General features: G+C 46.5%; 12 protein-coding genes. 6 read left to right on the forward strand and 6 right to left on the reverse strand.

Annotated features, from left to right (window positions below; genetic code table 11):
• Window positions 1–29 precede the first annotated feature (29 nt).
• From FTV13_RS09665 to FTV13_RS09685, 5 genes are all read right to left on the reverse strand, one after another.
• Window positions 30–1106 (reverse strand): patatin-like phospholipase family protein, encoded by a 1077-nt coding sequence (locus FTV13_RS09665; RefSeq protein ID WP_159123430.1) that lies wholly within the window; start codon window positions 1104–1106, stop codon window positions 30–32.
• 158 nt (window positions 1107–1264) lie between these two features.
• Window positions 1265–2884, reverse strand: coding sequence for an AarF/ABC1/UbiB kinase family protein (locus tag FTV13_RS09670; RefSeq protein WP_159123429.1), 1620 nt, complete (start codon window positions 2882–2884; stop codon window positions 1265–1267).
• 12 nt (window positions 2885–2896) lie between these two features.
• Entirely contained in the window at window positions 2897–3610 is a 714-nt protein-coding gene (locus tag FTV13_RS09675) for an SCP2 domain-containing protein (RefSeq protein ID WP_159123428.1), read from the reverse strand.
• A 14-nt stretch (window positions 3611–3624) separates the two neighbouring features.
• Window positions 3625–4569, reverse strand: coding sequence for a bifunctional demethylmenaquinone methyltransferase/2-methoxy-6-polyprenyl-1,4-benzoquinol methylase UbiE (ubiE, locus tag FTV13_RS09680; protein WP_005232491.1), 945 nt, complete (start codon window positions 4567–4569; stop codon window positions 3625–3627).
• A gap of 260 nt (window positions 4570–4829) precedes the next feature.
• Entirely contained in the window at window positions 4830–5534 is a 705-nt protein-coding gene (locus tag FTV13_RS09685) for a hypothetical protein (RefSeq protein WP_104426682.1), read from the reverse strand.
• A gap of 206 nt (window positions 5535–5740) precedes the next feature.
• Between FTV13_RS09685 and FTV13_RS09690 the strand changes: the two genes are divergently transcribed.
• Window positions 5741–7162, forward strand: coding sequence for a phosphate--AMP phosphotransferase (locus FTV13_RS09690; protein WP_159123427.1), 1422 nt, complete (start codon window positions 5741–5743; stop codon window positions 7160–7162).
• Window positions 7163–7210: 48 nt separating this feature from the next.
• On the opposite strand, the gene FTV13_RS09695 is transcribed toward FTV13_RS09690, so the two are convergent.
• On the reverse strand, window positions 7211–7714 hold the full coding sequence (locus FTV13_RS09695; protein ID WP_159123426.1) for a hypothetical protein: 504 nt from the start codon (window positions 7712–7714) through the stop codon (window positions 7211–7213).
• A 181-nt stretch (window positions 7715–7895) separates the two neighbouring features.
• On the opposite strand from FTV13_RS09695, the gene FTV13_RS09700 reads away from it, so the two are divergent.
• The 5 genes from FTV13_RS09700 to pnp all read left to right on the forward strand — a co-directional run bounded on the left by FTV13_RS09700 (window position 7896) and on the right by pnp (window position 21072).
• A complete protein-coding gene (locus FTV13_RS09700) occupies window positions 7896–11609 on the forward strand; it encodes an exodeoxyribonuclease V subunit gamma (RefSeq protein ID WP_180011861.1) in 3714 nt (1237 codons plus the stop codon).
• Window positions 11606–15727, forward strand: coding sequence for a UvrD-helicase domain-containing protein (locus FTV13_RS09705; RefSeq protein ID WP_180011902.1), 4122 nt, complete (start codon window positions 11606–11608; stop codon window positions 15725–15727). Before FTV13_RS09700 ends, FTV13_RS09705 begins: the two co-directional genes overlap by 4 nt.
• 71 nt (window positions 15728–15798) lie before the next feature.
• Complete coding sequence (gene recD / locus FTV13_RS09710; RefSeq protein WP_373686354.1) at window positions 15799–17571, forward strand: exodeoxyribonuclease V subunit alpha; 1773 nt, start codon at window positions 15799–15801, stop codon at window positions 17569–17571.
• 894 nt (window positions 17572–18465) lie between these two features.
• A complete protein-coding gene (gene rpsO, locus FTV13_RS09715; RefSeq protein WP_004637724.1) occupies window positions 18466–18735 on the forward strand; it encodes a 30S ribosomal protein S15 in 270 nt (89 codons plus the stop codon).
• A gap of 249 nt (window positions 18736–18984) precedes the next feature.
• Window positions 18985–21072, forward strand: a complete 2088-nt coding sequence (pnp, locus tag FTV13_RS09720) for a polyribonucleotide nucleotidyltransferase (RefSeq protein ID WP_180011906.1) — start codon at window positions 18985–18987, stop codon at window positions 21070–21072.
• Window positions 21073–21105 lie beyond the last annotated feature (33 nt).

The following is a 21105-nucleotide window of genomic DNA, read 5'->3' on the forward strand; positions in this document are numbered from 1 at the left end:
ATACAAACAATTCGGACAGGCTGTGCCCATTACAGGCTTTGCATCACATCGGCAAAATTCTGCTTCTCGACCAGTTCCAGAAATTCATCTCCCAGGCGCTGACTTTCAGCAATACATTGCTTCCAGAGCTGAATCCGCTGGGCTTGATCCAAACCTTTTAAAGTAAAGTCCTTACGATCCGGTAAACGACCCAAAGGCAAACTTTGCAAATATTCCTGAGAAGGTGAAATTAGCAAAGTTCGTGCCTGATTTTCCGGGCTTGCCGTGCGTTTAAACAGTTTATCGAACCAGCCAGGAGTAATGCTATCAGTAAAATGCGGATACAGCACGATGCCTTTGCTCTGAAACGGCAGGTCAATATGATAGTCAATCAAGCCACCATCGCGATAATAACCTTGCGGTGCATCCGGAATATTATTGACCGCTGCCATCACGCCCGGAATAGAAGCAGAGGCCATCAGCCATGACAAAACACTTTGCTCAGTCAAGGCGTGATAATGTGTAGTAAATCCATCATCGGCAATTTTAAACTGTTCACCTGCATTCGGTTGGCTGATCACACGTTGCATAAAATGGCGACTATGTTTGCGCGCTACAGCGGTAGTTCCCACAATGCCAGCTACAGAGGCGAGTAGGGGGAGCGCCTTGTCACTTTGGAAAATGTGCTGGGCTTTAATCGACAATACCGTTAGATGATAATCTGGATGATTCACCAGATCGGTTTCTTTGCCTTGTACCAGATCCAGCAGCATGCCACGACAAACGTCACTGACGTCCTTACGGGTCATTTTCTTGTGAAAGTACAGATGGGTATACAAGTCGGCAAGACGTTCAGTGCCTGCTTTGGCTCCCCACGCCGCGACACTGGCAAAACGCCAGCTACCAATGGATGAACCGACTAAGGTTCTACGCTGAGGAGCACGTGGGAAAAACTCGCCAAAAATGGCCTGGTCCAGTCCCTGAATGCCAATACCCTTGGGGCCACCTGCAGCACCCGGCACAATATCGACCTGTTCGGGTTGCAAACCTTCTTTCAGAATCAGCTCACGAGCCTGATGCCCAGCGCGGATTTTCAGAGCAGGCGCATGTTTTTGTAAAATCTGCATAAAGGTTCAACCCATATTTGACCAATGAGGACATATTTTAAGCATCTGGTCACAAAGCCCAATGGCAAGATATACCCTAAGGTGACTTTGCAGTCATAGGGAAGGAGAAAAATAAAAAAACCTGAACAATGTCAGGTCTTTTAAGAAGGTTATTTCAGTTATTTTGCAATCCGCCAGACTGCGAGTACGCTTGCCAGTACGATCAAAATCACTGACACAAACCATGGTGAAATGATCGCAATTGAAAGCAGAATGGCCATGATGCTGCCAAAAATCCAGCTACGCTTTTGCTGATGTTCCATTTGCAGGCGCATGCTTTGCAATTCATTGAGCTGCTTGGCATGCCAGGCGGACTGGTTTTTCAGACCGTTCAGGCTGTCGATCATCAAGGTCGGTAAATCCTGCGCACCCAAAAGCAGATCCGGGATTTTTTGTCCGAGTTCCTTGATATTCTTTTGCGGATTCATCTGGGCTTTGACCCAATCGGTGAGGATCGGTTTAGCCAGACTCCAGATATCCAGCTCAGGATATAAGTCTGTTCCCAGACCTTCCACATGCACGAGTGTTTTCAATAGCAACATTAGCTGTGGCGGGATTTCCAGATGGAAACGACGGGCGATGTCCATGACCTGAATCAGAATCCCGGCAAAGTCCAGTTCATGCATTGGCTTGGAGACCATTGGACCCACGGTACGACGCATTTCGCGTGCTAGTGCGTCTTGATCAGTACCTGGTGGAATCCAGCCCGCCTGATGCACAATCTGAATCAGCTGCATGAAGTCACTGTTCATGACCGCCAGCAGCATACGTGCTACCGTCATCTGGTCATGCTTGGACAGCTCTCCCATAATTGCGCAGTCCAGCGCAATAAAGCGCGGATTGGCCGGATTGATGGTTTCGACAAAGACATTGCCTGGATGCATGTCCGCATGGAAGAAGTTGTCGCGGAAGACCTGGGTAAAGAAAATCGTCAGACCTTTACGTGCCAGATCCGCACGGTCCATACCCAGTTCATCAAAGGTGGCAATATCCGAAATCGGAACACCGGTAATCCGTTCTGCCACCAGCACGTCCTTACTGTCCATATAAACTTCAGGCACATACATCATGCTGGAGCCAGTGAAGTAATGACGCATACGGCGGGTATTGTCCGCTTCCAGCGTCAGGTCCAGTTCATTCAGAATGATCTGGCGATAGTCCTGAATAATTTCAGACAAATGCAGGGCACGCGCTGCCTCCAGACGCTTCTCCAGAAAATCACCCAGCCAGCTTAGAATTTCAAAATCCTGCAAGATCTGCTGTCGAATATTCGGACGGGTCACTTTGACGACCACTTCACGGCCATCATGCAGGGCTGCGGTATGCACCTGTGCAATCGAGGCGGCTGCCAGTGGCTGAACATCAAATCGGGCGAACAGGGTATTTACATCCGCTTTTAAGGATTCCTGAATACGCATCTTGGCGACATCATTATCAAAGGGTTTGACCTGATCCTGTAACAGAACCAGTTGTTGCAGCACTTCAGGTGGAATCAGGTCACGACGGGTCGAAAGTAACTGCCCCAACTTGATCGCCAGCGGTCCCATCTCTTCCAGGGCCAATTTCAGCTTGAGTGGATTCTTACGCTCACGGCTAGACCAGGCTGCCGGATGCATACGAATTAAAGATAAAATATGCCGGGCTTTCTCAGGAAGTTCTTCCGCAGGAAACAACGTGTCGAGTCTATAGTGCGCGGCGATGCGCCAAAGTTCGAGTAAACGTGAAACATGCGGAATCATAAAGCGGTGTACCTAGTATTGAGAAGGAATATGAGGTGTAGCAGGAGTAAAAGGCTGATCAGTGGAATCGTCAGATTCAATCTGAGCCTGAAGCTGACGGATTTTGGCTTCGACGCGATCTAAATTCTGGTTCAGGATACGAGTATCCTGATTCAGGTCATCCATTTGCCAGCGCGGGGCAAAAAGGCCACTATCTTCTTTCAGGGCATCTTTAGCGAAAAATAATTGGCTTTGCAAAGTGCGTTTTAAATGCTTCGGAGCCAGCTGCAACTTGCCAATTTCATGTGCCAGAGCAGGGCCAATCCAAGGACTCAAATGCGCCGCCAGATCAGGTTCTGCCTGCTGCATGATGCGCTGGATTTCTTGCAGAAGTTTATAGTCACCTTGCAATGGAATATTACCGACTTCATCAGCAAGCAGCAGTTTAAGCAGCTCTACGACATTATTCACCTGTAGCGTCGCCGTTGCTTCAGGAATTTGAGTACTATTGGCTTCATAAGGGCGCTGTTCAAAAATCGAAGATTCTTCAGTATGGCCGGTTGGCGTTGGCTCCAGACGAACCTTGCCTTCATCAAAGAAGACATCGACGGACAGCTGCGGTGAAGTAATGACCACCCGCAGCATTTTTCCAGCCAAAGCATTGAGCTGAATGCGGGTAATCGCATCCAGATCAATCATATGATGAATCAGGCGTTCAACAGCACCGAGTGCGAGAAGTGACCACATATCGGGTACGACCCTTAAAGCTTGAAGCCACGGTGAACGGCAACGATACCGCCGGTCAGATTGTGATAATCACAGTTCTGGAAGCCAGCATTTTCCATCATGCCTTTTAAAGTACGCTGGTCCGGATGCATACGGATTGATTCAGCCAGGTATTTATAGCTTTCTGAATCATTTGCCACGATTTTGCCCATGATTGGTAAAGCGGTGAATGAATACAGGTCATACAGTTTTGAGAATGGCTCAAAAACTGGTTTAGAGAATTCCAGAATCAGTAAACGACCACCTGGCTTAAGCACACGATACATCGCAGCCAGTGCAGCATCTTTATCGGTGACGTTACGCAGACCAAAAGAAATCGTTACCAGGTCAAAGCTGTTGTCGGCAAATGGCTCTAGAGTTTCTGCATTCGCCAGAACGAAATCAACATTGGTACAGCCGGCATCAATCAGACGATCACGGCCAACATTCAGCATGGATTCGTTAATATCAGACAGTACTACATGACCGGTAGGGCCCACTTCACGGCTAAATACTTTGGCCAGGTCGCCTGTACCGCCAGCAATATCCAGCACATGCTGGCCACGGCGCACGCCTGACATATTAATCGCAAAACGTTTCCACAGACGGTGAATGCCGAATGACATCAGGTCATTCATGATATCGTATTTGCTGGCCACCGAATGGAATACTTCAGCCACTTTCTGGGCTTTTTCGTCACTGCTCACAGTCTTGTAGCCGAAGTGCGTGGTTGGACCGACGTTACCGGTATTGGCACCGCGTGGCAGGTTATATTTAGGGACAGTTCCAGTCACAGGCGTATCGGTCAGGCGTTGTTCTAGAGATTGTTGCTGACCTTGTGGAGCGCCTTGCGGAAGCGGAGTGGTTAAGAATGGGCTCACTTTGTCTGTCTGTTGTGCCGACTCGGGTGTAGGGGTAGGCGTTTGATTTTCATTCGACATTGGAGTCACTCCTAACATATCAATCGGGTTAATCTTGCATTGCCTGCATAATGACAGATTCTTGGATGTTATTCAGCAATCATGATGCAATTGTTATGAATAATATACAGAAAAATAGGAATATGGGCGGAAATCTTCACTGCCAGTGATCGAATAATTCATATGATTTATCACTGGCGATGGCCTGCCCTAAAAACCTGAAAATATCAGGATCAGGCAGGACTGCAAGCCTTCCTCATCATGGATGGGAAAGGAATCTATTATTGGAATGGTGTTGGATCGCCTGAATGCACCTTATCAATAATGCCACGTTCAATCGCAGTAAAGTCATGCACGAATTTTTCTGCCGACTTTAACGGTTTCATGGCCTGGAAACCGTCCTGCATAAACTCATACATCACCTGAAAATGATATTTATTGGCTGCGCCTTTACACATCTTGAAGGCGGTATAAACCACAAAGGAACGCATATATTTATCCAGGCTGACACCCAGCTGATCCAGCAATGCCAGCTGTTTCAAGCGCGCCTCACCCTGATCCAGTTTCAGATAGGTCACACGCATCATTTCATCGGTCAATGGTGCGTTGGCAGGATAATCCTCTAAAAGCTGGATTGCGACCTGTTCATCCAGCTGTACCGCCAGAATCGCCAGTTCGACACCTGAGGTTCCGGTTTTCAGGGCATTTTCCGGAATCATTTTTTCTGCCTTGTGCGCATATTTCATCAGTCGGGCAATCTGTTCGGCCAGTGCGTCAAAGTCTGGGCCGCCATAGAGCCGATTCAGGAAATATTCGGCCATCAGCTGGTTGTTTTTTTCAGAAAAATGCTGATGATGGCTACGCTGCATCCGTGCCTTTTGCCATGCCTGCACATCCTGTAAACGGCTTAAAATTTCAGGCTGAGTGTGATACTTCAGCTGATAATACTGTTCTAAGAGTTCATCTAATCGGGCAAGTTTGGACATGTATTTTCAAATATGATTTTTCGATCTCAGAATCTTAGAGGGTGTGGCGCAATCTCGCTATGACAAATTGATCAATGATTCCTTATTTGAATGTCAATTTGCTGTTTAAACAGACAATCTAATCGTGTGAAAAACGTTGCTAACGCTATTTTTGCGTTCAGACTCCTCGCTATACTGCCCACAAGAATAAAAGATGAGGGATCTCCATGCGTACAGAAGAACAAAGTTTCCAGTTAATGGATGAAGACCAGTTATCCCTTGCGCTGATCAATGCCCAGTATGATCTGAGAAAAACCCAGGGACAGAAAAATGGCAAAAGCCTGATTGTTCTGGTCAATGGAATCGAGCTGGCAGGTAAGGGCGAAGCAGTCAAACAGTTACGTGAATGGGTAGATCCTCGTTATTTGCAGGTGAAGGCCGATCAGCCGCAAGTATTAGGAGAAAAACAGACCTTCTGGCAACCCTATACACGGTTTATTCCTGCCCAAGGCCAGATCATGGTCTTGTTTGGTAACTGGTACAGCGATCTGCTCAGAACCACCATGCAGACTGGTGCCATTGATGATGCCCAGTTTGATGCCTATCTGGAAGATATGCGTGTCTTTGAGCAGGATCTAAAAAATAACTATGTTGATGTGGTCAAGGTCTGGTTCGACTTACCTTGGAAAACGCTACAAAAACGCCTGGATCAGATGGATCCGAGTGAAATGCAATGGCACAAACTGCATGGGCTGGACTGGCGCGACAAAAAAAAGTACGACACCATGCAACGTTTGCGAGAGCGGTTTACTAAAGACGACGACTGGCTGATCATTGACGGGGAAGATGAAAAACAGCGTGACCAGCAGTTTGCACAGTATATTTTGCAGGCGCTAAAACATTGTCCCAATCATCCGGTTCGGGCCAAAGGACGATGGAAACAGGCCAAAATTCCAGAATTATTGCAGCATCCTTCGCAAGAACTTGCCAAGACAGAGGACTATAAAGCGGAACTGAAAAAACTGTCTCCTCAGGTGGCCAAGGCGCTGCGCTCAGACCCACGTAATGTGATTTTGCTGTTTGAAGGGATGGATGCAGCAGGCAAGGGCGGAGCAATCAAGCGGATTGTGAAAAAGCTGGATCCACGTGAATATGAAATCCAGACCATCGGGGCGCCGGAAAAATATGAACTGAATCGACCTTATTTATGGCGTTTCTGGAACAAGCTGCAAACTGATGATGATATCTGTATTTTTGACCGTTCCTGGTATGGTCGGGTGCTGGTAGAACGGGTAGAGGGCTTTGCCAGTCCGGCAGAATGGCAACGGGCCTATGATGAAATTAACCGTTTTGAGCAGAGTCTGATTAACCATCAAACCGTAATTATTAAATTCTGGCTGGCGATTTCCCAGGAAGAGCAGGCGGCCCGTTTCAAGGCGCGTGAAGATACCCCACATAAGCGCTTTAAAATCACCGATGAGGACTGGCGTAACCGGGAACGTTGGGATGATTATTTAAAAGCGGCCGCCGACATGTTTGAACGTACGTCGACAGAACAGGCACCATGGCACATTATCGCCACTGATGATAAAAACACCGCTCGGGTCGAAATTTTAAAAACAATTTTAAAGCAGCTTCAGGCAGATTAATCTGCCTGAGTTTTGAAAAGTTTGGGGATAAAAAATGGGGCGGGAAATTTATTTGCCTTGAGCAATCTGTTTTTGCTGAATATTTTTTGCTGTGCGATAGCAATCTTCCACATGCGCTTCAGCAATTTTTTTCATGACAAAATAACCGAGGCTCGCGGCTACCAGTTGACCACCGAGTGGAATGAATTTTGTGACTTGCTTTGTGATCACTTTCGCTGCAACATTGTTCAAAGATTTTTTGACTGCTGTACGTGCTACCACCAGACCGGAAAACTCGATTCCGCGTTTACGCAGTTCATTCCAGTGCACCTGTTTGGTTGCAGGATCAAACACACTGATCTGTTCAGGGGCTAGACCAAAGCGGGCATTGATCTCCGGAATCAGTTGCGACAGAATGCCGACATCAATGACCACGTCCAGAAATGGCACCGGAATCACAGCTGCTCCGGCAGAATAATAGGCACGTTTTTTGGTTAGCTCTAAGCACTCGTTGCGAATTCTGTCTAAATCTAAACTTGGATCGATACGATCCGGAATTTTGTCTAATTTCATGGGCATTACCTAAAGCTAGATGTTGTTTTTTTCTGTTCAAACATCAATAAGATGCTTTTTTTCAAAGAACTTTTTTGACTGAAGTATGAGTTTTAAAAAGTGACATAGACAGTTCGGTAAGTATAGTAAATAATCTTTATCATTTTGTAGTACTGCTCCATCTCATTTTTCAGGGGAAACGATGGCAATTCATGTTATTCAGAGTCAACGCATTGATGTGCTTTTGGATAGTATGCTGCGTATCGTCAACCAGAGCGCAAAAAATCCCTTGGCCGTGTTACAGCCACGGCATTTTATTGTACCGTCTCCTGCAGTCGAGGCCTGGCTCACCCAGAAAATTGCCGAGAAAAAGGGCATCAGTGCCAATACCCAGTTTCATCACCGGATCCGTGCCTTTCAGTGGACTTCCTATCAGTGGGTGCTGAATAATCCCAAAGAAGTCGAACAGGTTCGTGAAGCCAATATTCCCCGAATTATTATTAAATGGCGGGTATTTCAGGCATTACGTAAATGCATTTTGCCTGAGCAGATTCCATTAGAGATCGATCATCCACTGTATTCGATTATCAAACGGATTTATGACAGCGCAGATCGTCTGGAACAAGGCATAGAGAAGCAGCTGAAAAAACAAAGCATGCTGTACTGGGTATCCGAACAGGTCTCGCGCCTGTTTAGCCATTATATGGATTACCGTGGTTATTGCGCGCGGAATTGCCCACCACAGGAATGTCGTTGTCCCACTAACTGGCTGGCGTCCTGGGGGCAGGATATTGCGCTCGATGTTGAGCAGATGATCTATATTCCTAAAGATGAAAATGGCCATGAAATTCCGGTGGCAGACTTCGTCAAGATTCAGGCACGCGAACTGGAAGCCTGGCAGCGCTGGTTGTGGCAGCATGTCTTTCAGGATGATTATGCCAAGATTCTGGACATCGAACAGATGTACTGGGAACGTCTGGAAAATGAAGATACTCAGGTACAGGCTTTAAAACGTTTGCCAGAACAGGTCGTGGTCTTTACCTTGCTAGAATTGCCACCGAGTCAGCTGGATTTCTTGCGCCGTCTCGGTCAATACATCGATATTTATATTTTCCACTTTAACCCGTCACAGGAATACTGGGCCGATAGTGTCGATCCAGACTGGAAAGCACGTTATGACCTTGGCGTGCAGGAACGTTTCATCAAGAAATTTGAAAAATCTCAGGGACGTTTGCCGACTGATACCGAAATCCAGCATTTCTTTGCAGCCTTTCAGTTGAACTTTAATGCCGAAGACCGGGAATCGCGTCATCCCTTGCTGACCCGCTTTGGCAAGCAGGCACGTGATCATTTCTCGTTATTGTCCAAACTGTCTTCAGGTGAAGAAGGTCTCTGGGCCGATGCTTTCGTGGATGAATATCAGGATAAGTTACTGGCCAAAATCCAGTCGGATATTTTGTACCTGCTGGAACCGGAAAAACACCAGTATCCGCTCAAACCCGACGATGATTCGGTACAGATTCATGTCTGTCATTCCTCACTGCGCCAGCTGGAAGTCTTAAAAGAACAGATGATTCACTGGCTGGCCCAAGGCACGGAAGATGCCCCACGTCAGCCGAGTGATATTCTGGTGCTGGCCCCGAACCTGAAAGAGCTGGAACCAGCGATCCGGAGTGTCTTTGCACCACCACCGCGAGAACGGGAAGGCCATAGCCAGCGTCTGCAAAAAGATAATCTGTATTTACCGATTCAGATTGCCGGGGTGTCACGACTCGATGTCAGTAATGCCTGGCGCGCGGTACTGGGCCGGATTCAGCTGGTGCATCGACGTTTCAGTATCGAAGATTTTGCCGACTGGCTCAGTCTGAATGCGACCCAGCAACTATATGCGCTGGACTACGCGCAAGTTGAGCGCATGTTGCAGTTACTGGGCGAAGCGGGCTTTAAACGCGGTCTGGATCAGCAGCATTTACAGCAAAGCCTGACTGCCGGTGATGAAGACTACCGCTTCAGTTTTAAGTTTGCGCTGGATCGGCTGGCACTCGGGCTTGCAGTTCCGGAACATGCCCTGTTTCAGGATACCTTAAGCTATGCTCGGGTCTTGAGTAGTGATTTTCCTCTCATTTCGACTCTGATCCAGATTTATCAGGATCTGGTACAGCGCCGTGACTGGCTGATTTTGCATGAACAGGGACAACGTACCCCGGTAAAAACTTGGCTGGAATATCTGCGTGAAGACTTGAATGAGTTCCGTGAAGCCGGGGTTGAGTCCTTAAAGACGGTCGCAGAAATCATTGACAAGCAGATGCGGATGCTGACGTTGGCCGATTACCATGATCAGGATGATCCGCAGGCCAGCCAGGAGCTGGTCGCCTTAAGCCTTCCTTTGCCTTATGTACTGGAAGAAATTCAGAATACACTGGAGATGCAGCTGGATCAGGCCGAGCCGACCGGACAGATTACCTTTAGTCAAATCGGCCAGATCCGTCCGTTGCCATATAAACTGGTGGTGATGCTGAATCTAGATACCGGTAAATTTCCGAGCCGGAATCAGCAGGTGCCATTTGACCTGATGAACAGTCTGAAGCCGCAACTAGGGGATCGTTCCCGTCTGGATGATGACCAAGGTGCTTTTCTGGATGCATTGCTATTGGCGCAGGACAATTTATGGCTGTTCTATAATGGCTTTGATGTTGATGATGGTGAAGCGCGTGATCCATCCACTTCATTGCAGGAACTGATCCAGCATATTGCCTTGATTTGCCAGTCAGACCAGCCCGATGCTGAAGTCGATGAAACGGTTGAGATGAATGGTTTGAGCGTGGCCAAGCATATCCGTCAGCTCTATCATGTGCATCCACTACAGCCGTTCGATCCGATCGGTTACGTCGAATCTCATACTCCACGTTATCAGACCCAGTGGTTTGCTGTAGCAGAATATATTCGCAGTGCAGAGGGCAAGCGCAGCAGCTGGATCAATGCCCATTATCCGGCCTTGATGCAGAAAGAAATCCGGGTGCTGAAAGGGGATGAGTGGATTCGTGACATGATTTTCCCAGCACGTCTATTCCTGAAAAGTATCGGTGTTTCCAGTGTGAGATATGCCGATCTGCCAAGTTCACGAGAACCCTTATTGCTGAATAAACTGGAACAGTATCAGGTCCGTGATTTCCTATTACAACAGGATCAAGAGATTGAGCCACAGCTGATGTTGGACCGCTTACCGGTCGGAAAAACTCAGGAAGCGACCTGGCTCAGCAGTCAGCAGGAACAGCAATCGCTAAAAGAACGTTTATTGCAGCTGAATAAAGAGCTGACACCTGTAACGCAGCAAACCTGGCAATATAACCCTGAACTGCTGATTCATATTACCTTGCCACAAGTGCCACACAGCAGTTACTGGCTCAGCATGCAGTCATCTTCGGCCTCAGAAAAACGTCGGGCACAGGTCTGGCTGGAATATTTGCTCTGGCTGGCCTATCTGAACAATGATGAACTGTCTCCACAGCTGGAACGGATTGTCATTTTCAGTAATAAAACCCTGAAATTCTCCGGACTGCGTTCTAGTCAGGCACGTCATCATTTACAGGCTTGGTTGAAAGCTTGGGAAGTGGGACAGACCCAGCCGCTGGTATTGCCTGCCGAATTGCTGATGAAAAAGGCCTGGGAATGGACCGAAAATGAACAGGGACAGATCACCATTGCCGAGATGCAGGAACTGCTAAAAGCCTGGAACAACAGCTATGAAAGTGCCAAGCCTTTGGCCAGCGATGAATCCAGCCAGTTGCATCAGGACTGGCAGTTTATTTTGCAGGATCAGGACCCGGATCTGGCCTTGCAACGCTGTTGCCATGACTTTGCCCATGCGCTATATGCGCCGATTCATGAACATCTGGAATGGATAAAAGAACAATGACCATGTTACCGAACCAGAGCAGTAAAAAGATTTCAACCAATCCGATTCAGGACATGCGCTTTAGCGGCCTGCACTGGATTGAAGCTTCGGCGGGGACGGGTAAGACCTATACCTTATCCAGTTTGATGGTGCGGATTTTTCTGGATCAGTATTATCCGCATCAGGTGATTGCCACAACCTTTACCCGTAAAGCCACAGCTGAACTGAAAAACCGGGTACGTCTCAGAGTCGAGGAAACGCTAGCCTTCATTCAGCGTCATCAGGAGCTGAATTCGGTCGAAATCACCGCCAAAATCCAGACTGAATCGGATCCACTATTTCAGCAGGTGTTGAAAGATTATGGCTCACGCATGGACTATGCCCGGCGCCGTTTACGTCTGGTACTGAACCAGCTAGATGAGCTGTTTGTCGGGACACTGGACAGCTTTAGCCAGAAATTATTACGTGAATTTGCCTTTGAAAGCGGCAAGATTGAACGGGCCGAACTGACTGAAGATCAGGACCTATATATCCAGCAGCTGATTCATGATGTGCTACGAGAATGGATCCAGCAGCAGCCGCAGTATATGGTCAATCATCTATATCTGCAAAACCTGTTGAAACCAGTAGAACACTATACTGGACTAGTTCGTGATGCTCTAAATTTCCGTGTGCAATACTTTCAGAAGGTAGAAAAAGTCGAATGGGATCTAGCTGAACTAGAGCACTGCATTCAGCGCCTGTTCGATGTACATGAACATGAAATTGAGATCATTCGGGAGTATTGCCAGAATTCTCCCAAGTATTTTCATAAGAGTTTTTTCACCAGATTAAGTGATGTCTGTGAAAACTTTATGACCTGGATGGCGGCACTGAAAACCAAAGGTGTGATGAGCTTTTTTGATCCAGAACTGCATGCGATCTTATTGAATCTGTGTTATTTGCGCCGCAAGAAAACCGATTTTCAGCCGACGACACAAGTGTTTAACAAAAGCTGTCCGGAAGCAGAGCAGCAGAAGATTCTGCAACATAGCCTGATTCAGGCCATTGATGGATTGTGCGAATTCAAAGAAAAGATGGATGCACAGCTGAAGCAGCTGACCACCTATCTGGAATATCATATTATTCGTAGTGTGCAGAACCGTCTGCCACAAACCCTGCAAAAACAGGGTGAAACCACATTTTCCCAACAAATCCGTACTCTGGCTGAAGCTTTACAGGGACAGCAAGGTCAGCGTTTTGCCCAGTTTGTACAGGCACGTTATCCACTCATTCTGGTCGATGAATTTCAGGATACCAATCAGGATCAGGATGATCTGCTGGCTAAAATCTGGCGTGATCCGAATCGGGTCAAAGCTGGCTGTATGATCATGGTGGGCGATCCGAAACAGGCGATTTACGGTTTCCGTGGCGGCGACATGCTGACCTATAACAAGGCGCGTGCTGATGTGCTGCAAAAGCAGGGCCGTGAATATACTCTGATCCAGAACCATCGCTCGGTAAAACCTCTGGTCGAGGTGGTGGACGCGTTGTTTCAACGCCAGATGGATTTTGGTGAACAGGTGCATTACACCCTGATTCAGGCGGGGAGCCGGCCACATCCGGATTTAATCGATAAAACGCTGAGCAATCCGCATCCACTGCGCTGGATTCAACTCGGTGAACAGGATGTTGAAGCGGATCAGGTGGTCTGGAAAATCCGCCAGTTATTGAATCAGTCTGAACAGCAGCAACTGTATTTCCAGCAGGGTGACAACGTTCAGCACTTAAAAGCGGATGATATTGCAGTTCTCAGTTTTGGCCATTATGCGCTGGAACAGGTCAAGCAGCGTCTGCAACGCATGGGGATTCCCTGTTATAAGGAATCTAAGCAGAGCGTCTTTGCCAGTCCGGTGGCTCAGGATGTTGCAGCTGTTCTGACCGCGATCATGGAGCCTTTTAACGAAGCCAAAGTCAAACGTGCTTTATTGACCCGTTTATTGGGCTTTAACCTGAAAAAGTTAATCGAACTGCAAGAGCAGAGCGAAGGTCTGAGCCGTTATATTGCAGACTTTGATGCTATCCGGGAAATGTGGTTTGAAAAAGGGTTTCTGACGGCCTGGAATTATGCCTTAAACCTGTTTCAGGTCTGGACCAATCTGGTTGCAAGCCAGAGCCTGGACAATGAACGGGTGGTGGTGAATTTACGTCACCTAACCGAGATCCTGTGTCAGCAAAGTGAATATTATCAGGGTGCTCAAAAGCTGTATCACTGGTATTTGCGTCAGTTGCAATCACCTTCAGGCAAGGATAACGAAAAAGAGCGAAAACTCTCTGGCGATCATGGGGTACAGCTCTTAACCATCCATGCTTCCAAAGGTCTGGAATTTAAAGTGGTGTTCCTGTTAGGTGCCGATGCACCTTTTGATGTGAATAAAGGAAATCTGAACTTTTCCCTGTCAGCCGCGGAAAATGTACTGGAACAATCCCGGGTGATTGCAGTTAATCATAAGGACTTGCATGAGCAGGCGATTTTGCAAAATGCGGCCCGTAATGCCGCAGAAAATCACCGGCTTTGGTATGTGGCACTGACCCGGGCCAGTCACCGGGTTTATGCCATGCTGCAAGATCAGAGCGGACAGGCGGATTCAGGCCTGGCATTCTGGCGTGGACAAGGTGAGGCGGCCTTTCAGCATGCCCTAAGTCTGCTGGAACAACCTCTGGCTTCTGAGCCGCCTAGAATTGTGGCAAAACAGACAGAAGCACCGTTACAGATGCAGGCTCATCCTTTACCGGAGCGACAGTTCTATCCGCGGACTAAAACCAGTTTTACTGCACTGTCACAGCATCTCCCGCATCAGGCAATATTGCAGGATGATCTGGTCATTGCTTCTGAACGTCCGGACAGTGCCGCAGATGAAATGAATCTGCTGGAACTGGAACAGCAGGTAGCCAGCCAACCACTGGACTGGATCAAGCTGAATTTTCCTAAAGGCACGGTGGCCGGAACCTTCCTGCACAGTATTTTTGAGCATATCGATTTTCAGGATCGCAGCTACTGGAATCTGGAAATCCGTCGTCGTTTTAAAAATACGGCGCCACAAATCTGGCAGGAACTGAAAGAGAAATTTCATCAGGCCTTTCATATTCGTCCATTGTTACAGCAGGCATTTACCCCGAGCTATCAGACGGCCTGTGTGAATTTACAGACCCTGTTCAGTCAGGTGGCCCGTCAAGGTCAAATGCAGCCGGAAAAATTGCAGCAGAGTATGCAAAAAGTACTCTCCAGCCTGAATTATAAAATCCTGACCGGAATTCGCCTGCATAATCAGAGTGAAGCTTATCGTCAGGAATGGCAGCAATTTTTCCGTTCAGCTCAAACATTCGATCACTCTGAATGGTTGAACTTCTTAGGGCAGTTTCAGCGCTATTTTACAGAACTGGATGATGAACCTTTTATCCAGTTTTTCGAACAGGAAATAGCGCAGATGACGCCTGCTGAGACAGCAGCGCAACTGGATGTAGAAGCCGTTTTTCAGCAGGCATTCGATCATTTCATTGATGAGATGACTGAGGATCTTCTACTCAATCGGGTTCATGACTGGCTCAAAGAAATTCTGGCTGCACCCCTACAGGAAGACTTCAGCCTGGAACAGTTGCAGCAAGGTGCGTATCTGTCCGAGTTTCCGTTTTATCTGTCTTTAACCGATGCACCGTTACAGATTCGTCAGATCCAGCAACTGTTTGCCGAGCATGATATTCTCATGCCTGATTTTAATGAGGCAAAATCGGCACGCTATCTGACCGGTTCTATCGATTTGGTTTATTTTGATGGCCAGCGTTATCATATTGCCGATTATAAAAGCAATTTTCTCGGGCCGGATCAGCAGCATTACACGGCCGAGGCCATCCAGCAGAATATGACCCACTCCAGTTACTGGCTGCAAGCGGCCTTATATCTGGTGGCATTGCATCGTTATCTAAGCGTGAACATGCAGGGATATGACATGCAGCAGCATCTGGGTGGGGGGACTTATCTGTATTTGCGCGGTATGAATGGTCAGGCTGAACAAGGCGCTTATCACTGGCAGCCTGGTCTGGAATTTATTCTGAAACTGGATGAAATTCTGGGCTATTTTGAGCAGAAAAAATCAGCATAATTTTGATGATTTATAAAATTTTAAGAGTTTAAACAGAAGATTATCCTGTGGATAACTTTGAGGATAACTGTGTGGAAAATGAGCAAATTCACGTGTCTCAGCAATCAGCCCATTTAATGGCCTGGATTGACTATTTATGTCAGCCACCATTTAGTTCGGCGACCTTTGATGCTGCCGCAAAATTGCTGATTCAGCAGCTCCTTGAAGCGATGCAGGAGGGCAATAGTTGTATTCCGGCTAGTGCCGAGCAAAAAGCTCTATTGCATCATTTGGTATTGGATCGTAGCCAGCAGGCTCAAGGCATTGCACCTTTTATTTTTGAAAACCAGCAGTTGTATTTATACCGCTACTGGCAGCTGGAGCAGGCAGTCGCTACAGAGATCGCCCGGATCAAGTCTCAAGCCATCATGCCGGTTGATTTAAATGAGCGTGATCGTAATCTCCTGACAGATCCACAGCAAAAGCAAGCGCTGGAAATGGTCGCCAAGCAGGGGCTGAATATTATTACCGGTGGACCAGGAACTGGTAAAACCTACACCTTGGCACATATGATTGCTGTACTGCATGAAGCCTTGCCTAATATCCGGATTGCGATGGCCGCTCCGACGGGTAAAGCTGCGCAGCGAATGCAAGAAGCCTTGCAAAAAGCTTTATATAGTGAAAAGTTACACGCTTTTGAGCTGGAGGCTTTAAAGCAGGTTCAACCCGTTACTTTGCACCGCTTACTGGGCTTGGGGCGGTTGGGACGCCCACGGTTTCATGCCAAGCAGCCTTTACCCTATGATGTGATCGTGGTTGATGAAGCATCCATGTTGGACTTAAGCCTGTCGCAGATGCTTCTTGCTGCAGTGCCAGATTCAGCCCGCTTAATTTTATTAGGCGATGCAGACCAGCTGGCCTCGGTGGATGTCGGCACTGTACTGGCAGATTTACAGCAGACTTCTGTTCTGGCAGATAATCGGGTCAATTTAATCACGACACGCCGTTTTGCTTCAGGCGCCCGGATTGGTGCGATGGCGCACTTTATCCAGCAGGAACATGTTCCAGCATCGGTTTTAAACCAGTTTGAACAGCAAGTGGTTGCTGCGAGTGAGCTGCAAGCAATTGCACTGGATCAGGTAGAGATTGACCAGTTGCAACTGCAATATCTGCCAGAAATAAACCCAACTACAGGTCTACAGTTAGACCCATATTATGATCAACTGATGTATGGCTATCAGGCTTATGCAGACGCGATCAAGCTGGCTCAGGATCAGGCTGATTTTGATCAATATGTGCAGCAGGCAATTCAGTACTTTGATGATTACCGGATTCTCACCGCAATCCGGCATGGTGATCTGGGCTTGAATAAAATCAATCAGCAGATTGAACAGCGTTTTCTGGCCAGTGTAGGCAAGTTAAAACAGGGCGACTGGTATACCGGTCGACCAGTGATGATGACTTATAACGATTATCAGCTGGGTCTGTCCAATGGTGATATTGGCATCTGTTTCTGGAGAGAACAAGAAGGACAGTCACAATTTGAAGTGTATTTCCCGAGCTTAGAAAAATGGGTGCTGGCGACCCGCTTACCGAAAAGTATCGAAACGGCATTTGCTTTGACGATTCATAAATCGCAAGGTTCAGAATTTACTCATACGGCTGTAGTACTCGATCAACAGGCCAAAAATTTGCTGAGTAAGGAACTGATTTATACAGCGATTACCCGGGCCAAAAAAGTTGTGAGCTTACTGGTAGATCGCGACGCGTTTACACAAGCGCTATGCGTCAGAACCACACGAAAGAGTGGCTTAAGCGAAAAAATACTTGAACAATGCAACAATCTATTGGCAAAAAATAAATAACTGTTGTAGGTAAATGCTTACATGGATTCAGGAAATTGGCGCATGGAGCTTTTACTCGGTTTTTGAGAAGATTGGTCACACAAAAGAACTCAACACGGAAAGTTGGGTATAAATCGCATAATAAGAACAAGAATGTCACCAGACAGCGAACTTACAGTGAAGTAAGTGAAAGAGGAAACTTACAGCCGCTAAGCCTTGTAGTTTTGGGAGAGACTACAAGGCTTTTTTATATCTGCCGTTAATGGAATTTTGCCGTAATCTTATAGTTCAATTAAGTTGGCAGAATAAGTAAATTTAAGTAAATAGTGTAATTAAAAGATATATAAGTGTAATATTTTGCAAATTTCGATGACAATTTTGTACGCAATGGCTTACAGCGAGTGAGGATAAATGCCTCTATGAGCATTTCGACAATATGGCAAAATCTACCACACAAGGAAGTTATTTTTAGTCAGGAAGATTTGAAAATAATAAAGCGTAAAACGCACTAAAAAAAACAATAAATAAAAAATGATAATAGAAGAAACTACAGCGCGAAAAAGCCCGAGTTTACTCGGGCTTTTTTTTATCATTTATTTCTAAGCGCGACCAGAAATATTTTAAATATAAAAAGATCAGTTAATTTCTGCAGTTATCTAAACAGCTATTCGTAAGCCAGATCAAGTCCAATTCCTGAAATCCGTTGTAAATTGAACCATATGGGATTTCTTCATATCAGTAAATAAGCAAAGACATCTGGCAGCTAAAACTATCAAAATTCATGATCTATTTTTGCAATCTGACGCAATTTCCCTTAAAATATGCAACTTGCTGTAGTGATGCACGGCAGTCAATGTATTGAATTCTCATTACTTTGATTTTTATCAAGATATATAAGCATCTCGGAGAAATCGAATGGCTTTAACAAACGCAGATCGCGCAGAGATCATTGCTAAATTTGCTCGCGCTGAAAACGACACTGGTTCACCAGAAGTTCAAGTAGCTCTTTTAACTGCTCAAATCAATGACTTACAAGGTCACTTCAAAGAGCACAAACACGACCATCATAGCCGTCGCGGTCTGATCCGTATGGTTAACCAACGTCGTAAGCTTCTTGACTACCTAAATGGTAAAGACCACGGTCGTTATGTTGCATTGATCGGTGCTTTAGGTTTACGTCGTTAATTCGATTTAAACTTTATTTTCGGGTTTATCGCATGCCTTATGCTTTATTGCTGAAAACTAAAGTCGGTTTAGCCTTTGGCTAGATCAGGGGAAGGGGCGAATGTTCGCTCCTTCTTTGTGTTTAAAAATAGTGTTTATTTCTGGTGAGGTCGGCTTCTAAGCTTTGTCATTTACCCGTCCATTTGGATGTGAATGCCAAACCTTAGGGGTCTCCACTAGAATAAAATCAGGAAAAAATAAAACATGTCGATGTTTAATATTGTTCGTAAAGAATTCCAATTTGGCCAACATCAGGTTGTCCTAGAAACAGGTCGTGTTGCGCGTCAGGCCAATACCGTATTGATTACTATGGGCGGCGTAACTGTATTAGTTGCTGTTGTTGCTCAACCAACTGCTAAAGCAGGTCAAGACTTTTTCCCACTGACTGTTAACTATCAAGAAAAACAATATGCAGCTGGCCGTATTCCTGGTGGTTACGGTAAACGTGAAGGCCGTGCATCTGAATCTGAAACGCTGATTTCACGTCTGATCGACCGTCCAATCCGTCCATTGTTCCCAGAAGGTTACTATAACGAAATCCAGGTGACTGCGACTGTTGTATCTTCTGACAAGACTATGGAAGCTGACATTGCAGCAATGCTGGGTACTTCTGCAGCACTTGCGATTGCAGGTACACCATTCCGTGGTCCAATCGGTGCGGCACGTGTGGGTCTGATCAACGGTGAATACGTTCTAAACCCAAGCTTTGAACAATTGAAAGAAAGTGATCTTGATCTTGTCGTTGCAGGTACGGAATCTGCAGTACTGATGGTTGAATCAGAAGCGAAAGAACTTTCAGAAGACCAAATGCTGGGTGCAGTATTGTTCGGTCATGATGAAATGCAAATCGCGATCCAAGCAATCAAAGAATTCGCGACCGCAGCTGGTGCGAAAGAATCAACTTGGGTGGCTCCTGAGAAAAACGAAGACCTTCGTGCAAAACTGAAAGAAGCATTCGAAGCGAAAATCTCTGAAGCATATACCATTGCGGTGAAACAAGACCGTTATGCAGCACTTGATGCACTTCAAGCAGAAGCGCTCGCTCAGTTCGTTCCAGAAGGTGACGAAACTGGTCTTGCTGATGACGTAAACGAATTATTTGAAGATCTTAAATACCGTACCGTACGTGACAACATCTTGTCTGGTAAACCGCGTATTGACGGTCGTGATACTAAAACTGTTCGTGCCCTTGATGTACAGGTTGGCGTATTAGACCGTGCTCACGGTTCTGCATTATTCACACGTGGTGAAACTCAGGCATTGGTAACTACTACTCTGGGTAATACTCGTGATGCGTTGATGGTAGATACCTTGGCTGGTACTAAAACTGACAACTTCATGCTTCACTACAACTTCCCTGCATATTCTGTAGGTGAAACAGGTCGTGAGTCTGGTCCTAAACGTCGTGAAATCGGTCATGGCCGTCTGGCTCGTCGTGGTGTTCAAGCCGTGCTTCCAGCAGCTGACCGCTTCCCGTACGTAATCCGTATCGTATCTGACATCACTGAATCTAATGGTTCATCTTCAATGGCATCTGTATGTGGTGCTTCTCTATCATTGATGGATGCCGGTGTTCCACTTAAAGCACCAGTTGCGGGTATTGCAATGGGTCTAGTGAAAGAGGGCGAACGTTTCGCAGTACTTTCTGACATCCTGGGTGACGAAGACCATCTTGGTGATATGGACTTTAAAGTAGCGGGTTCTGCTAACGGTATTACTGCACTACAAATGGACATCAAGATCGAAGGTATTACTGAAGAGATCATGGAAGTTGCATTGAACCAGGCTTATGCAGGTCGTATGCACATTCTGAACGCAATGAATCAAGTGATTTCACGTGCTCGTCCAGAAATTTCTATGCACGCGCCGACTTTCCAAGTGATCAACATCAACCCTGACAAGATCCGTGACGTGATTGGTAAAGGTGGTGCGACTATCCGTCAAATCACTGAAGAAACTAAAGCTGCGATTGACATCGAAGATAACGGTACAGTACGCGTATTTGGTGAAACTAAAGCTGCTGCACAGGCTGCGATTGCAAAAATCCAGGCACTGACTGCTGAAGTTGAGCCAGGCACAATCTACACAGGTAAAGTGATTCGTATCGTTGAATTCGGTGCATTCGTGAACATCCTGCCAGGTACTGACGGTCTGCTTCATATTTCTCAAATCTCTAACGAACGTATTGCCAACGTGGCTGACGTATTGAAAGAAGGTCAGGAAGTGAAAGTACAAGTTGCTGACGTTGACAACCGTGGTCGTATTAAATTGACCATGAAAGACATCGAACAAGCATAATTCGATTACTTTTAAGTCTGAAAAAGCCTGCAT

Source organism: Acinetobacter sp. YH12235, from assembly GCF_013417705.1.
GTDB lineage: Bacteria > Pseudomonadota > Gammaproteobacteria > Pseudomonadales > Moraxellaceae > Acinetobacter.

Bases quoted from the DNA above. Each gene is read 5' to 3' on its own strand.
- FTV13_RS09690 (WP_159123427.1), top strand. From the start codon at position 5,741: ATGCGTACAGAAGAACAAAGTTTCCAGTTAATGGATGAAGACCAGTTA.
- FTV13_RS09675 (WP_159123428.1), bottom strand. From the start codon at position 3,610: ATGTGGTCACTTCTCGCACTCGGTGCTGTTGAACGCCTGATTCATCAT.
- ubiE (WP_005232491.1), bottom strand. From the start codon at position 4,569: ATGTCGAATGAAAATCAAACGCCTACCCCTACACCCGAGTCGGCACAA.
- FTV13_RS09685 (WP_104426682.1), bottom strand. From the start codon at position 5,534: ATGTCCAAACTTGCCCGATTAGATGAACTCTTAGAACAGTATTATCAG.
- rpsO (WP_004637724.1), top strand. From the start codon at position 18,466: ATGGCTTTAACAAACGCAGATCGCGCAGAGATCATTGCTAAATTTGCT.
- FTV13_RS09700 (WP_180011861.1), top strand. From the start codon at position 7,896: ATGGCAATTCATGTTATTCAGAGTCAACGCATTGATGTGCTTTTGGAT.
- FTV13_RS09670 (WP_159123429.1), bottom strand. From the start codon at position 2,884: ATGATTCCGCATGTTTCACGTTTACTCGAACTTTGGCGCATCGCCGCG.
- FTV13_RS09695 (WP_159123426.1), bottom strand. From the start codon at position 7,714: ATGAAATTAGACAAAATTCCGGATCGTATCGATCCAAGTTTAGATTTA.
- pnp (WP_180011906.1), top strand. From the start codon at position 18,985: ATGTTTAATATTGTTCGTAAAGAATTCCAATTTGGCCAACATCAGGTT.
- FTV13_RS09705 (WP_180011902.1), top strand. From the start codon at position 11,606: ATGACCATGTTACCGAACCAGAGCAGTAAAAAGATTTCAACCAATCCG.
- FTV13_RS09665 (WP_159123430.1), bottom strand. From the start codon at position 1,106: ATGCAGATTTTACAAAAACATGCGCCTGCTCTGAAAATCCGCGCTGGG.